Annotated in this window: 12 protein-coding genes; all 12 read left to right on the top strand. The window is 53.6% G+C overall.

Annotated features, from left to right (window positions below):
* Window positions 1-47 precede the first annotated feature (47 nt).
* The 12 genes from ispC to dnaE all read left to right on the top strand — a co-directional run bounded on the left by ispC (window position 48) and on the right by dnaE (window position 15,174).
* Window positions 48-1,247, top strand: coding sequence for a 1-deoxy-D-xylulose-5-phosphate reductoisomerase (ispC, locus tag ACE38U_RS19580; protein WP_038475446.1), 1,200 nt, complete (start codon window positions 48-50; stop codon window positions 1,245-1,247).
* 186 nt (window positions 1,248-1,433) lie between these two features.
* Entirely contained in the window at window positions 1,434-2,186 is a 753-nt protein-coding gene (gene ispU / locus ACE38U_RS19575) for a (2E,6E)-farnesyl-diphosphate-specific ditrans,polycis-undecaprenyl-diphosphate synthase (RefSeq protein ID WP_038475445.1), read from the top strand.
* A gap of 18 nt (window positions 2,187-2,204) precedes the next feature.
* Window positions 2,205-3,062: a phosphatidate cytidylyltransferase gene (gene cdsA / locus ACE38U_RS19570; protein WP_038475443.1), complete on the top strand. Its 858-nt coding sequence runs from the start codon at window positions 2,205-2,207 to the stop codon at window positions 3,060-3,062.
* 11 nt (window positions 3,063-3,073) lie between these two features.
* Window positions 3,074-4,426 (top strand): sigma E protease regulator RseP, encoded by a 1,353-nt coding sequence (gene rseP / locus ACE38U_RS19565; RefSeq protein WP_038475440.1) that lies wholly within the window; start codon window positions 3,074-3,076, stop codon window positions 4,424-4,426.
* A gap of 33 nt (window positions 4,427-4,459) precedes the next feature.
* Window positions 4,460-6,865, top strand: a complete 2,406-nt coding sequence (gene bamA, locus ACE38U_RS19560; protein WP_038475436.1) for an outer membrane protein assembly factor BamA — start codon at window positions 4,460-4,462, stop codon at window positions 6,863-6,865.
* A 124-nt stretch (window positions 6,866-6,989) separates the two neighbouring features.
* Window positions 6,990-7,490, top strand: coding sequence for a molecular chaperone Skp (gene skp / locus ACE38U_RS19555; protein ID WP_038475434.1), 501 nt, complete (start codon window positions 6,990-6,992; stop codon window positions 7,488-7,490).
* A gap of 3 nt (window positions 7,491-7,493) precedes the next feature.
* Window positions 7,494-8,519: a UDP-3-O-(3-hydroxymyristoyl)glucosamine N-acyltransferase gene (gene lpxD / locus ACE38U_RS19550; RefSeq protein WP_176981388.1), complete on the top strand. Its 1,026-nt coding sequence runs from the start codon at window positions 7,494-7,496 to the stop codon at window positions 8,517-8,519.
* 148 nt (window positions 8,520-8,667) lie between these two features.
* A complete protein-coding gene (gene fabZ / locus ACE38U_RS19545; RefSeq protein ID WP_016534975.1) occupies window positions 8,668-9,123 on the top strand; it encodes a 3-hydroxyacyl-ACP dehydratase FabZ in 456 nt (151 codons plus the stop codon).
* Between the two features lie 3 nt (window positions 9,124-9,126).
* On the top strand, window positions 9,127-9,915 hold the full coding sequence (gene lpxA, locus ACE38U_RS19540) for an acyl-ACP--UDP-N-acetylglucosamine O-acyltransferase (protein ID WP_176981387.1): 789 nt from the start codon (window positions 9,127-9,129) through the stop codon (window positions 9,913-9,915).
* A complete protein-coding gene (gene lpxB, locus ACE38U_RS19535) occupies window positions 9,916-11,064 on the top strand; it encodes a lipid-A-disaccharide synthase (protein ID WP_038475426.1) in 1,149 nt (382 codons plus the stop codon). It abuts the gene before it with no gap.
* Window positions 11,061-11,657 (top strand): ribonuclease HII, encoded by a 597-nt coding sequence (rnhB, locus tag ACE38U_RS19530; RefSeq protein ID WP_038475424.1) that lies wholly within the window; start codon window positions 11,061-11,063, stop codon window positions 11,655-11,657. Before lpxB ends, rnhB begins: the two co-directional genes overlap by 4 nt.
* Window positions 11,658-11,691: 34 nt before the next feature.
* On the top strand, window positions 11,692-15,174 hold the full coding sequence (gene dnaE / locus ACE38U_RS19525) for a DNA polymerase III subunit alpha (RefSeq protein ID WP_038475422.1): 3,483 nt from the start codon (window positions 11,692-11,694) through the stop codon (window positions 15,172-15,174).
* Window positions 15,175-15,184 lie beyond the last annotated feature (10 nt).

The following is a 15,184-nucleotide window of genomic DNA, read 5'->3' as shown; positions in this document are numbered from 1 at the left end:
CAAACTAATGCGCCATTAATCCTTCATTTTACGACTTTGAGTACCTCATGAAGCAGCTCACTATTCTTGGATCCACCGGCTCTATTGGCGTCAGCACGCTGAGCGTCGTTCGTCATAATCCTGACAAATTTGCCATAACGGCATTGGTTGCGGGCAGCAACGTCGGGAAAATGGTTGAGCAGTGCCTGGAGTTTTCGCCGCGGTTTGCGGTGATGGCCAGCGAGTCAGCGGCTGCGGAAGTCCGTCATCTCCTGAAAGAGCAGGGGAGTAAAACTGAGGTACTGGCGGGCGAGCAGGCGGCCTGTGAAGTTACGGCGTTAAGTGAAGTGGATCAGGTGATGGCCGCTATCGTTGGCGTAGCCGGGCTGCCGCCTACGCTGGCCGCTATTTCTGCGGGCAAGCAGGTGTTACTGGCGAATAAAGAGTCACTGATCACCTGCGGGCGACTGTTTATGGAAGCCGTTGCACGCAGTAAGGCGCAATTGTTGCCGATTGACAGCGAACACAACGCGATTTTTCAGAGTTTGCCGGAAACAATTCAGCGGAACCTGGGATACGCTAGCCTTGAGGATAATGGCGTATCGTCAATTATCCTCACCGGATCGGGTGGCCCGTTCCGGGAAACGGCTTATGCGGATTTAGCGGCAATGACGCCCGATCAGGCATGCAGCCACCCGAACTGGTCGATGGGGCGTAAAATTTCCGTCGACTCCGCCACCATGATGAATAAAGGTCTCGAATACATTGAAGCGCGTTGGTTATTCAACGCATCTGCAGCACAGATGGAAGTGCTGATTCATCCTCAGTCGGTCATTCACTCAATGGTTCGCTACCGTGACGGCAGCGTACTTGCTCAGCTGGGAGCGCCTGATATGCGCACGCCTATCGCGCATGCTATGGCTTACCCTGCACGCGTTGAATCCGGCGTCGCACCGCTCGATTTCTGTAAAACAGGCTCGCTGACCTTTATGGAGCCTGATTTCGAACGTTATCCATGCCTGAAGCTCGCTATTGATGCGAGTGCGCAAGGGCAGGCGGCGACTACCGCGCTTAATGCGGCAAATGAAGTGGTCGTTGAGGCTTTCCTGAATCAGCAGGTGCGGTTTACCGACATCGCGGTGTTAAACCGCAGCGTGCTTGAGGCAATGAACTTAAGCGAACCGCAAAGCGTGGAAGAAGTGCTGCGTGTGGATGCAATTGCTCGTGAAATCGCCAAAAAACAAGTGATGAACCTCGCAAGCCGGTGATAATTCAGCCGGCTGAAGTGCCGCCATTTGTTCGCTTTGTGCTTCAGTGATATAGTCTGCGCCACTTAATCGCCAGATGTGACTGAGCGTTAGGTGGAAAGCCGTGTCACAACACGGCTTTTTTGTGCACCAGGCTTCAGTATTCCTGAGTACCGCTTAATTTTTTTCAGGGAATCATTACGCGTTATGTTGTCTGCTAATCAACAATTAAGCGAATCCTTAATCACGCAGGGCGCACGCCATGTTGCCATCATCATGGATGGTAACGGCCGGTGGGCTAAGCGTCAGGGGAAAATGAGGGTTTTCGGTCATAAAGCTGGCGCAAAATCGGTACGCCGGGCCGTTACTTTTGCAGCAAATAACGGCATTGATGCGCTGACGCTTTACGCTTTTAGCAGCGAGAACTGGAACCGCCCGGCTCAGGAAGTGACCGCATTGATGGAGCTGTTCGTCTGGGCATTAGACAGTGAGGTTAAAAGCCTTCACCGCCATAATGTCCGCTTACGGGTAATCGGCGATACCAGCCGATTCAACCTCCGCCTGCAAGAACGAATCAAAAAAGCTGAAGCATTAACCAGTGAGAATACTGGGCTGACGCTCAATATCGCCGCGAATTATGGCGGGCGTTGGGATATCATTCAGGGAGTGCGACAGCTTGCGTCGCAGGTGCAGGAAGGCTCATTGCGCCCGGATCAGATAGATGAAGAACTGCTCGGTCAGCAGATCTGCATGCATGAACTGGCTCCCGTAGATTTAGTAATTAGGACAGGGGGAGAGCATCGCATCAGTAATTTCCTCATCTGGCAAATTGCCTATGCGGAACTTTATTTTACCGATGTTCTTTGGCCTGATTTCGATGAACAAGACTTTGAAGGTGCGCTAAATGCTTTTGCAACCCGAGAGCGTCGTTTTGGTGGCACAGCACCTGGTGGTGAATAAGCCTGTTGGGGGTCACTTTTGCTGAAGTATCGCCTGATTTCCGCGTTTATTATGATTCCCATTGTAATCGCGGCGCTGTTTTGGCTTCCGCCAGTAGGCTTTGCGATTGCTACGCTGGTCATTTGTATGCTGGCTGCATGGGAATGGGGTCAACTTGCTGGTTTCGTTGCGCGTTCACAGCGCGTCTGGCTGGCCGTTCTTTGTGGGCTGCTGCTTGCGGTCATGCTGATTTCGCTGCCAGAGTACCGGCATTCGGTGCATTTACCGGTAATTGAAATCTCGCTTTGGGCTTCGCTGGTCTGGTGGGTAGCGGCGCTGTTGCTGGTTCTGTTTTACCCGGCCTCTGCGGCGCTGTGGCGCAATTCTAAGCCGATCCGCCTGGTCTTTGGCCTGCTAACCATTATTCCGTTCTTCTGGGGCATGGTCGCGCTGCGTAGCTGGCATTATGATATTAACCACTACAGCGGTTCAATCTGGCTGTTGTACGTGATGGTGCTGGTGTGGGGCGCAGATTCAGGCGCTTATGTCTTTGGGAAAATGTTTGGTAAGCATAAGCTTGCGCCAAAGGTTTCCCCAGGCAAGACCTGGCAGGGGTTTATCGGCGGTCTTGCGACGTCTGCCGTTATCTCTTTGCTGTTCGGCATGTGGGCTGATTTAAACGTTGCGCCTGTTGTTCTGCTAACCTGTTCCATTGTCGCCGCGCTGGCGTCCGTGCTGGGTGATTTAACCGAGAGTATGTTCAAGCGCGAGGCCGGTATTAAAGATAGTGGTCACCTTATCCCAGGACATGGTGGTATTCTTGACCGCATTGACAGTCTGACAGCGGCGGTGCCGGTGTTTGCGTGTCTGCTGCTTCTGGTATTCAGGACGATTTAACGGAAGGTTTTATGCTGAGCATACTCTGGAATTTGGCTGCGTTTATCGTTGCACTGGGTGTTTTAATTACCGTGCATGAGTTTGGCCATTTTTGGGTTGCTCGCCGCTGTGGCGTTCGTGTGGAACGCTTCTCCATCGGGTTTGGTAAGGCGCTATGGCGTCGTACCGACCGCCAGGGAACCGAGTTTGTTATTGCGCTAATCCCGCTGGGCGGCTACGTCAAAATGCTGGATGAGCGCGTTGAACCGGTGTTACCGGAAATGCGCCATGCGGCGTTCAACAACAAAACGGTTTCACAGAGGGCGGCTATCATTGCCGCCGGGCCTGTCGCTAACTTCATCTTCGCTATCTTTGCCTACTGGCTAGTGTTTATCATTGGCATCCCTAGCCTGCGCCCGGTGATCGGTGAAATAACCCCCAACTCTATCGCTGCCGAAGCACAAATTAGCGCCGGGATGGAACTAAAAGCGATAGATGGCATCGAAACGCCTGATTGGGATGCTGTTCGTTTAGCTTTAATCGGTAAGATTGGCGACGCGAGCGCCCGAGTCTCTTATGCGCCGTTTGGGACGAACCAAACTCGGGATGTGACTCTCGATTTGAGCCACTGGCAGTTTGAGCCTGATAAGCAGGATCCGGTAACATCACTTGGCTTCAGGCCTCGTGGTCCGCAGATTGAAAACGTACTGGATGAAGTCCAGCCTCAGTCAGCGGCAAGTAAGGCCGGTTTGCAAGCCGGGGACAGGATCGTTAAAGTCAACGGTCAGCCGCTTCTTCAGTGGAGCACGTTTGTTAACCTGGTTCGTGATAATCCAGGGCAGGCGCTGGCTGTAGAGATTGAAAGACAGGGTAGCCCCTTGTCTTTGACGCTGATACCGGATACAAAACCGGGTAAAGCGAAGGCTGAAGGGTTTGCAGGGGTGATACCTAAAATTATCCCGCTGCCTGATGAGTACAAAACAGTGCGTCAGTATGGGCCGTTCACCGCTGTAGCAGAAGCCACGGATAAAACCTGGCAACTGATGAAGCTGACGGTCAACATGCTGGGGAAATTAATAACCGGTGATGTAAAACTGAACAACCTCAGTGGGCCAATCTCCATAGCTCAAGGTGCAGGTATGTCGGCGGAATACGGTTTAATTTACTTCCTGATGTTCCTGGCGCTTATCAGCGTCAACTTAGGGATTATTAATCTGTTTCCACTCCCCGTCCTTGACGGCGGGCACCTGCTCTTTTTGGCGGTTGAGAAACTGAAAGGCACACCGGTTTCCGAGCGAGTTCAGGACTTCAGTTATCGCATTGGCTCTATCTTGCTGGTGCTATTAATGGGGCTTGCACTTTTCAATGATTTCTCTCGTTTATAGAGAGAATTAGGTTAGGAAGAACGCATAACAACGATGGCGATGAAAAAGCTCCTCATAGCGTCGCTGCTGTTTAGCAGCGCCACCGTATACGGTGCAGACGGGTTCGTGGTGAAAGACATTCATTTCGAAGGCCTGCAGCGAGTCGCCGTCGGTGCGGCCCTCCTCAGTATGCCAGTGCGCGTAGGCGACACTGTCTCTGACGAGGATATCAGTAATACAATCCGCTCACTGTTTGCCACCGGCAACTTTGAAGATGTGCGGGTTCTGCGTGATGGCAACTCGCTGCTGGTGCAGGTCAAAGAGCGCCCGACAATTGCCAGCATCACCTTCTCCGGCAACAAGTCGGTGAAAGATGACATGCTCAAGCAGAACCTCGAAGCCTCCGGCGTGCGTGTGGGTGAATCCCTCGATCGTACGACCCTGGGCGACATCGAGAAAGGGCTGGAAGATTTCTACTACAGCGTCGGTAAATACAGCGCCAGCGTTAAAGCTGTCGTCACGCCGCTGCCGCGTAACCGCGTTGACCTCAAGCTTGTATTCCAGGAAGGCGTCTCTGCGAAAATCCAGCAGATCAACATCGTGGGCAACCATGCGTTTACCACGGATGAACTGATCTCTCGCTTCCAGCTGCGTGATGAAGTGCCGTGGTGGAACGTTGTGGGTGACCGTAAATACCAGAAACAGAAGCTGGCGGGTGACCTTGAAACCCTGCGTAGCTACTATCTGGACCGTGGCTATGCGCGTTTCAATATTGATTCCACGCAGGTTAGCCTGACGCCGGACAAGAAAAGCATTTACGTGACGATTAACATCACTGAAGGCGATCAGTACAAGATTGCCGGCGTGGATGTGAAAGGCAATCTGGCAGGGCATTCAGCAGAAATTGAAAGCCTGACCAAAATGAAGCCGGGTGAGCTGTATAACGGCACCAAAGTCACCAAAATGGAAGACGACATTAAGAAACTGCTGGGCCGTTATGGCTATGCGTATCCGCGCGTACAGACCCAGCCAGAAATTAATGACGCTGACAAAACCGTGAAGCTGCACGTTAACGTCGACTCCGGTAACCGTTACTACGTGCGTAAGATCCGCTTCGAAGGTAACGACACCAGTAAAGATTCTGTTCTGCGTCGCGAAATGCGCCAGATGGAAGGGGCCTGGCTGGGTAGCAACCTGGTTGATGCCGGTAAAGAGCGTCTGAACCGTCTGGGCTACTTCGAGACCGTCGATGTGGATACCCAGCGCGTGTCGGGCAGCCCGGATCAGGTTGACGTCGTCTACAAGGTTAAAGAGCGCAACACCGGTAGCTTCAACTTCGGTGTTGGCTACGGTACTGAAAGTGGCGTGAGCTTCCAGGTTGGCGTTCAGCAGGATAACTGGCTGGGTACGGGTTACTCTGTCGGTATCAGCGGAACCAAAAACGACTACCAGACCTACGCGGAACTGTCGGCGACCGATCCGTACTTTACGGTTGATGGCGTTAGCCTCGGCGGTCGTATCTTCTATAACGACTTTAAAGCTGATGATGCGGACCTGTCCGACTACACCAACAAAAGCTACGGTTTAGATACCACGCTGGGCTTCCCGGTAAACGAATACAACACGCTGCGTCTCGGCCTGGGCTATGTGCATAACGATCTGTCGAATATGCAGCCTCAGATAGCAATGTGGCGTTACCTGGATTCTGTGGGTCAGCACCCGAATATGAACGCCAGTGACAACAGTTTCTCGGCGGATGACTTCACTCTGAACTATGGTTGGACATACAACAACCTCGACCGCGGTTATTTCCCGACGGATGGTTCTCGCGTTAACCTGAATGGTAAAGTCACCGTTCCAGGCTCTGATAACGAGTTCTATAAAGTGACGTTAGATACGGCGACTTACTTCCCGATCAACGACGATCATACATGGGTCATGTTGGGCCGTACCCGTTGGGGTTACGGTGATGGTCTGGGTGGCAAAGAACTTCCGTTCTACGAGAACTTCTATGCCGGTGGTTCAAGCACCGTGCGTGGGTTCCAGTCGAACAACATTGGTCCTAAAGCGGCTTACTTCGGGCCGAACCAGCGTAACTGTACAACCGGGAATGTGTGTAACTCTAACGATGCGGTGGGCGGTAACGCCATGGGTGTTGCCAGCTTTGAGCTGATTACCCCGACGCCGTTCCTGAGCGAGAAGTACTCGAACTCCGTTCGAACTTCCCTGTTCGTTGACGCGGGTACCGTTTGGGATACCAAATGGGAAAATACCGCCGAAACCAGAGCTGCGGGTATACCTGATTACAGTACGCCAGGTAATATTCGTATGTCTGCAGGTTTGGCATTGCAGTGGATGTCTCCTCTGGGGCCGCTGGTCTTCTCTTATGCCCAGCCGTTTAAGAAATATGAGGGAGACAAGGCAGAACAGTTCCAGTTTAACATTGGTAAAACCTGGTAATTTGTTCTGCGCGAAGGAACGCAACAGCAGTGAGGCGTTGCACCCGTTAGCCGCTTAGTCAGTTCGCGGGTGTTCGCAAAAAAACAGTGTCTTCGGACACCTATGGGATGGTAAGGAGTTTATTGTGAAAAAGTGGTTAGTTGCCGCAGGTCTCGGGATTGCTATGGTTGCTTCAGCCGGCGCTCAGGCTGCCTCCAGCATCGCAGTAGTTAACATGGGCAACCTGTTCCAACAGGTCGCACAAAGCACTGGTGTTTCTAAAACCCTGGAAAATGAGTTCAAAGGCCGTGCCGGCGAACTGCAGGGGATGGAAAACGATCTGCAATCCAAAATGCAACGCCTGCAGCGCGATGGTTCAACCATGAAAGCTTCAGATCGCAGCAAAATGGAAAAAGACGTGATGGCTCAACGTCAGTCGTTCTCCGAAAAAGCACAGGCTTTTGAGCAGGATCGCAACCGTCGTTCCAACGAAGAGCGCAGCAAACTGGTTACTCGTATCCAGGCCGCTGTGAAGAAAGTTGCAGATGACAAAGGTTATGATGTTGTTCTGGATGCAAACACCGTTGCTTACGCAGGTAACGACGTGAAAGACATCACTGCAGACGTACTGAAACAGGTTAAATAAGTAATGTCTTCAATTCGACTGGCTGAATTAGCCCAGCAGTTGGATGCAGAATTGCACGGTGATGGCGATCTCGTCATCACCGGCGTTGCATCTATGCAAACTGCTCAGTCTGGCCACATCACGTTCATGGTTAATCCTCGTTATCGTGAACATCTGGCAGTCTGCCAGGCTTCTGCCGTCGTCATGACCGAAGCCGACCTCCCTTACGCCAAAAGTGCGGCGCTGGTAGTGAAGAATCCCTACCTGACCTATGCCCGTATGGCACAAATTCTTGATACCACGCCTCAGCCTGCAAGTGATATCGCACCCAGCGCGGCGATCGATGCGACGGCTAAGCTGGGTAATAATGTTTCCGTCGGCGCGAATGCCGTTATCGAATCGGGCGTTGAGCTTGGCGATAACGTGGTTATTGGCGCGGGCTGTTTCGTAGGCAAAAATACCAAAATCGGCGCTGGCAGCCGTTTGTGGGCGAATGTCTCCATCTATCACAACATCGAAATCGGCGCCCAATGCCTGATTCAGTCCAGTACTGTGATTGGCTCTGACGGCTTCGGTTATGCCAACGATCGCGGTAACTGGGTGAAGATTCCTCAGCTGGGCCGGGTGATTATTGGCGATCGCGTTGAGATTGGCGCCTGCACAACTATCGACCGCGGTGCACTGGATGACACGATTATCGGCAATGGTGTTATCATTGATAACCAGTGCCAGATTGCACATAACGTTGTGATTGGCGACAATACCGCGGTTGCGGGTGGCGTTATCATGGCAGGCAGCCTGAAAATTGGCCGTTATTGCATGATTGGTGGTGCCAGCGTGATCAACGGCCATATGGAAATCTGTGACAAGGTGACCGTGACCGGTATGGGCATGGTAATGCGCCCGATCACCGAACCAGGGGTTTACTCCTCGGGGATCCCACTGCAGCCTAATAAAGCGTGGCGTAAAACCGCTGCCCTGGTGATGAATATCGATGAGATGAGCAAACGCTTAAAAACCATCGAACGTAAGGTCAATCAACAAGACTGATCGTCGCCTGCTCCCTGCGCTGCCGTGCTTCCGGCCATAAGGGTTGGAGCGTGAGCCGCGCGTTTTGATTTGCGGCCTGCTGGCTTTCTTTGATAGCCGCAGGCCGTGTTATTATTGTCATTTAGAATATTTAGACAGGAAGAGTATTTTGACAACTGACACTCATACTCTGCACATTGAAGAGATTTTAGAGCTTCTGCCGCACCGTTATCCGTTCTTGCTGGTTGACCGCGTGCTGGATTTTGAAGAAGGTCGTTTTCTGCGCGCAGTAAAAAATGTCTCTGTAAATGAGCCGTTTTTCCAGGGCCACTTCCCGGGCAAGCCAATTTTCCCAGGCGTGCTGATTCTGGAAGCCATGGCGCAGGCTACCGGTATTCTGGCGTTTAAAAGCGTGGGTAAACTTGAGCCTGGTGAACTGTACTATTTTGCTGGTATCGATGAAGCGCGCTTCAAGCGCCCGGTCGTGCCAGGCGATCAGATGGTTATGGAAGTCACCTTTGAGAAAACTCGTCGTGGTCTGACGCGTTTCAAAGGCGTTGCGACCGTTGACGGAAAAATTGTCTGCGAAGCAACCATGATGTGCGCACGCAGCCGGGAGGCCTAATACGTGATTGATAAGTCCGCCTTTATTCATCCAACCGCTATCGTGGAAGAGGGTGCCGTTATCGGCCCTAACGTCCACATTGGCCCGTTTTGTCTCGTAGGTCCAAACGTTGAAATCGGCGAAGGTACGGTACTGAAATCCCATGTTGTCGTAAACGGCCATACTAAAATTGGCCGTGATAACGAGATTTACCAGTTCGCGTCTATCGGTGAAGTTAATCAGGATCTGAAATATGCGGGTGAGCCGACTCGTGTGGAAATTGGCGATCGCAACCGCATTCGCGAAAGCGTCACCATCCATCGCGGAACGGTACAAGACGAGGGATTGACGAAGGTGGGTAGCGATAACCTGCTGATGATCAATGCGCATATTGCGCATGATTGTCGGGTTGGCGATCGCGTTATCCTCGCGAACAACGCAACGCTCGCAGGTCACGTACAAATTGGGGATCACGCCATCATCGGTGGGATGACCGCGGTGCATCAGTTCTGCATCATCGGTGCTCACGTTATGGTTGGCGGCTGTTCCGGCGTCGCGCAGGACGTTCCACCTTACGTTATCGCGCAGGGCAACCATGCGACACCGTTTGGCGTGAACATCGAAGGCCTGAAGCGTCGCGGTTTCAGCAAAGAGGCGCTGCACGCTATTCGTAACGCCTACAAGATCCTCTATCGCAGCGGCAAAACGCTTGAAGAGGCGAAGCCGGAAATTGCTGAAATTGCAGCTCAGCATCCGGAAGTGAACGCATTTGTTGAATTCTTTGCGCGCTCCACGCGTGGTTTGATTCGCTAAATGAAGCCTGGTCGTCCCCTCACGATTGCCCTGGTCGCCGGAGAAACTTCCGGCGATATTCTTGGTGCCGGTCTCATCCGCGAACTTAAAGCCCGGGTGCCTGATGCTCGCTTTGTTGGCGTAGCCGGGCCGCTCATGCAGGCCGAAGGTTGTGAAACCTGGTATGAGATGGAAGAGCTTGCGGTCATGGGCATTGTTGAAGTGCTGGGCCGTTTACGCCGCCTGCTTCACATCCGCAGTGACCTCACGAAGCGCTTCACCGAGCTGCAGCCGGACGTGTTCGTCGGCATCGATGCGCCGGATTTCAACATTACCCTCGAAGGCAACCTCAAGAAGCAGGGGATCCGCACGATCCACTACGTCAGCCCGTCCGTTTGGGCATGGCGACAAAAACGCGTTTTCAAAATTGGCAGATCGACCGATCTGGTGCTGGCTTTTCTGCCTTTCGAAAAAGCGTTTTACGACCGGTTTAACGTCCCGTGTCGCTTCATCGGGCACACCATGGCAGATGCCATGCCGCTGGATCCGGATAAAAATGCCGCTCGCGCAACGTTAGGTATTGCGCCTGATGCAAAATGCCTGGCGCTGCTGCCCGGCAGCCGCGGCGCTGAGGTCGAAATGCTCAGCGCGGACTTCCTGAGAACCGCTCAATTACTGCGTAAGCGCTGGCCTGCGCTGGAAGTTGTCGTGCCGCTGGTGAATGCAAAACGTCGCGAGCAGTTTGAAAAAATTAAGGCCGAGATTGCCCCAGAGCTACACGTCCATCTGCTTGATGGAAAAGCACGTGAAGCGATGATTGCCAGTGACGCAGCGCTTCTGGCCTCCGGTACGGCAGCGCTTGAATGTATGCTGGCGAAATGCCCGATGGTCGTAGGCTATCGCATGAAGCCGTTTACCTTCTGGCTGGCGAAGCGCCTGGTGAAAACTGACTATGTTTCCCTGCCTAATCTGCTGGCAGGGCGTGAGCTGGTTAAAGAACTGCTGCAAAACGAGTGTGAGCCTATCGGGCTTGCCTGTGCGCTGGAGCCACTGCTGGAAGACGGCGCGGTCAGTCATCAAATGCACGATACCTTCCGGGCGTTGCATCAGCAGATCCGTTGCAACGCGGACCAACAGGCGGCGGACGCCGTGCTGGAGCTGGCTCAATGATCGAATTCGTTTACCCGCATACGCATCTCGTTGCAGGCGTTGATGAAGTGGGCCGCGGGCCTTTGGTTGGCGCAGTCGTTACCGCTGCGGTGATCCTCGATCCGGCAAGGCCGATCGTGGGCCTGGCAGATTCAAAAAAACTATCAGAGAAGCGTCGCCTGGCGCTGTATGACGAGATAATTGAGAAAGCGCTGAGCTGGAGTCTGGGCCGCGCCGAGCCGGAAGAGATCGATAAAATCAATATCCTGCATGCCACCATGCTGGCAATGCAGCGTGCTGTCGCAGGCTTGAGCGTGGTGCCGGAATACGTGCTGATCGATGGAAACCGTTGCCCTGCGCTGCCTGTGCCGTCGCTGGCGGTGGTAAAAGGCGACAGCCGGGTTGCAGAAATCAGCGCGGCGTCAATACTTGCCAAGGTCACGCGCGATCGTGAAATGGCCGAGCTGGATCTTAGCTTCCCGCAATACGGTTTTGCCCAACACAAGGGCTATCCAACCGCTTTTCATCTCGAAAAGCTGGCCGAGCATGGCGCCACCGAGCATCATCGCCGCAGCTTCGGTCCCGTCAAACGCGTGCTTGGGCTGGTGTCCTGAGCGCGAGTAGCTGATACAGAGTAATTGGTGAGAGATGGCTGAACCACGTTTCATTCACCTTCGGGTGCACAGCGACTATTCCATGATTGATGGGCTGGCTAAAACCGGGCCGCTGGTAAAAAAAGCCGCGGCGCTGGGCATGCCTGCTCTCGCTATCACCGATTTCACCAACCTTTGCGGGCTGGTGAAATTCTACGGTTCCGGCCATGGTGCCGGCATTAAGCCTATCATCGGCGCAGACTTCAACGTGGCTAACGAGCTGTTGGGTGACGAACTGAGTCATTTGACGGTGCTGGCCGCGAACAACGAAGGTTACCAAAATCTTACCTTACTGATTTCTCGTGCCTATCAGCGTGGCTACGGCGCCGCGGGCCCAATAATTGACCGTGAATGGCTGGTTGAGCTAAATGAAGGTCTGATCCTGCTGTCCGGCGGGCGCATGGGAGATATTGGTAAAAGCCTGCTTCGTGGGAATCAGCCGCTGGTCGATCAGTGCCTGGAATTCTGGCAGCAGCATTTTGCCGATCGCTTCTATCTGGAATTGATTCGTACCGGTCGAGTGGACGAAGAGAACTATCTCCACGCCGCCGTAGCGCTGGCTGACGAACGCGGCCTGCCGGTGGTGGCAACCAATGACGTCCGTTTTATCGACGCTGGCGACTTTGACGCGCATGAAATCCGCGTAGCTATCCACGACGGCTTCACGCTGGACGATCCTAAGCGCCCGCGCAATTACTCCGCTCAGCAATATATGCGTAGCGAAGAAGAGATGTGCGAGCTGTTCTCGGATATTCCGGAAGCGCTGGAAAACAGCGTCGAAATCGCAAAACGCTGCAACGTTACCGTGCGCCTTGGCGAATACTTCCTGCCGCAGTTCCCTACCGGTGAAATGACCACCGAAGATTTCCTGGTCATGAAATCCAAAGAAGGGCTGGAGGAGCGTCTTGAGTTCCTGTTCCCGGATCCTGACGAGCGAGCCCAAAAACGCCCTGAATACGACGAGCGTTTGGATATCGAGCTGCAGGTTATTAACCAGATGGGGTTCCCCGGCTACTTCCTGATCGTGATGGAATTTATCCAGTGGTCCAAGGATAACGGCGTGCCTGTGGGACCGGGGCGTGGTTCCGGTGCGGGGTCGCTGGTGGCCTATGCGCTGAAAATCACCGATCTCGATCCGCTTGAATTTGACCTGCTGTTCGAACGTTTCCTTAACCCGGAACGTGTTTCGATGCCGGACTTCGACGTCGATTTCTGCATGGAAAAACGTGACCAGGTTATCGACCACGTATCGGAAATGTATGGCCGTGAAGCCGTTTCGCAGATCATTACCTTCGGTACGATGGCGGCGAAAGCGGTTATTCGTGACGTAGGCCGCGTGCTCGGCCACCCATACGGCTTTGTCGATCGTATCTCCAAGCTGGTTCCTCCCGATCCCGGTATGACGCTGGCGAAAGCCTTCGAGGCCGAGCCTCAACTGCCGGAGATCTACGAAGCTGACGAAGAGGTTAAAGCGCTGATCGACATGGCGCGCAAGCTGGAAGGCGTTACGCGCAATGCCGGGAAGCACGCCGGTGGCGTGGTTATTGCGCCGACCAAAATTACTGATTTTGCGCCGCTTTATTGTGACGATCAGGGGCAGCACCCTGTTACCCAGTTTGATAAAAACGACGTTGAATATGCCGGCCTGGTGAAGTTTGACTTCCTGGGGCTGCGTACGCTGACGATCATCGACTGGGCGCTGAAAATGATCAACCCGCGTCGGGCAAAACAGGGGCTGGAGCCGATTGATATCGCCGCCATCCCGCTCGAGGACAAGAAAAGCTTCGACATGCTGCAGCGCTCGGAAACCACTGCGGTCTTCCAGCTTGAATCGCGCGGCATGAAGGACCTGATTAAGCGTCTGCAGCCTGACTGCTTCGAAGATATGATTGCCCTCGTGGCCCTGTTCCGCCCGGGCCCGCTGCAGTCAGGGATGGTAGATAACTTCATCGACCGTAAGCACGGGCGCGAAGCGATTTCTTATCCGGACGTGGAATGGCAGCACGAAAGCCTGAAACCGGTACTGGAGCCAACCTACGGCATCATCCTGTATCAGGAACAGGTTATGCAGATTGCCCAGGTACTTTCTGGTTATACCCTTGGCGGCGCGGACATGCTGCGCCGTGCGATGGGTAAAAAGAAACCGGAAGAAATGGCCAAGCAGCGCGGCACCTTTGAAGAGGGCGCGATAAATAACGGCGTCGACGGCGAGCTGTCGATGAAAATCTTTGACCTGGTGGAGAAATTTGCCGGGTACGGCTTTAACAAATCTCACTCCGCCGCCTATGCTTTGGTTTCTTACCAGACGCTGTGGCTGAAGGCGCACTATCCGGCAGAATTTATGGCGGCCGTAATGACCGCCGATATGGATAATACCGAGAAAGTGGTTGGCCTGGTGGATGAGTGCTGGCGCATGGGGCTGAAAGTTCTGTCGCCGGACATTAACTCTGGTCTTTATCATTTCCACGTTAACGATGACGGGGAAATTGTTTACGGTATCGGCGCGATCAAAGGCGTGGGCGAAGGCCCTATTGAAGCCATTATCGAGGCGCGAAATCAGGGCGGGCACTTCCTCGATCTCTTTGATTTATGTGCTCGCTCCGATATCAAAAAGCTGAATCGCAGGGTGCTGGAAAAACTCATTATGTCCGGGGCATTCGACCGGCTTGGGCCGCACCGTGCCGCACTGATGAACGCTTTAGGTGATGCGCTGAAAGCGGCCGACCAGCACGCGAAAGCGGAAGCCATCGGCCAGGCGGATATGTTCGGCGTACTGGCAGAAGAGCCAGAGCAGGTCGAAAAATCCTACGCCAGCGTGACCCCATGGCCGGATCATGTGGTGCTGGAAGGGGAGCGTGAAACGCTTGGGCTGTATCTTACCGGCCACCCGATTAACCAGTACCTGAAAGAAATTGAGCGCTATGTCGGTGGCATGCGCCTGAAAGAGATGCACCCGACAGAACGTGGTAAAATGACCACGGCTGCGGGTCTGGTGATTGCTTCGCGGGTGATGGTCACCAAGCGAGGTAATCGCATCGGCATCTGTACGCTGGATGACCGCTCTGGTCGTCTGGAAGTGATGTTATTCACAGATGCACTAGAAAAATACCAGCATCTGCTGGAAAAAGACCGTATCCTGATCGTCAGCGGACAGGTCAGCTTTGATGACTTCAGCGGAGGGCTTAAAATGACGGCCCGCGAGCTGATGGACATCGACGAAGCCCGTGAAAAGTACGCGCGTGGGCTTGCTATCTCGCTGACGGACAGGCAAATTGATGACCAGCTTTTAAACCGTCTCCGTCAGTCTCTGGAACCCCATCGTTCGGGGACAATTCCAGTACATCTCTACTATCAGAGGGTGGATGCACGAGCCCGGTTGCGCTTCGGTGCGACATGGCGTGTTTCCCCTAGCGATCGTTTACTTAACGATTTGCGAACGCTGATTGGTTCGGAGCAGGTGGAACTGGAGTTTGACTAAAACAGGAATA

Source organism: Cedecea selenatireducens, from assembly GCF_042138895.1.
Classification (GTDB): domain Bacteria; phylum Pseudomonadota; class Gammaproteobacteria; order Enterobacterales; family Enterobacteriaceae; genus Cedecea; species Cedecea selenatireducens.
The sequence above is the reverse complement of the archived record's forward strand: the minus strand, read 5'-3'. Positions and strand labels throughout refer to the sequence as shown.

What these genes read in the sequence shown, in the direction of transcription:
- rnhB (WP_038475424.1), top strand. Translation starts at nt 11,061, where the DNA reads ATGATCGAATTCGTTTACCCGCATACGCATCTCGTTGCAGGCGTTGAT.
- ispU (WP_038475445.1), top strand. Translation starts at nt 1,434, where the DNA reads ATGTTGTCTGCTAATCAACAATTAAGCGAATCCTTAATCACGCAGGGC.
- lpxD (WP_176981388.1), top strand. Translation starts at nt 7,494, where the DNA reads ATGTCTTCAATTCGACTGGCTGAATTAGCCCAGCAGTTGGATGCAGAA.
- bamA (WP_038475436.1), top strand. Translation starts at nt 4,460, where the DNA reads ATGGCGATGAAAAAGCTCCTCATAGCGTCGCTGCTGTTTAGCAGCGCC.
- dnaE (WP_038475422.1), top strand. Translation starts at nt 11,692, where the DNA reads ATGGCTGAACCACGTTTCATTCACCTTCGGGTGCACAGCGACTATTCC.
- ispC (WP_038475446.1), top strand. Translation starts at nt 48, where the DNA reads ATGAAGCAGCTCACTATTCTTGGATCCACCGGCTCTATTGGCGTCAGC.
- lpxB (WP_038475426.1), top strand. Translation starts at nt 9,916, where the DNA reads ATGAAGCCTGGTCGTCCCCTCACGATTGCCCTGGTCGCCGGAGAAACT.
- rseP (WP_038475440.1), top strand. Translation starts at nt 3,074, where the DNA reads ATGCTGAGCATACTCTGGAATTTGGCTGCGTTTATCGTTGCACTGGGT.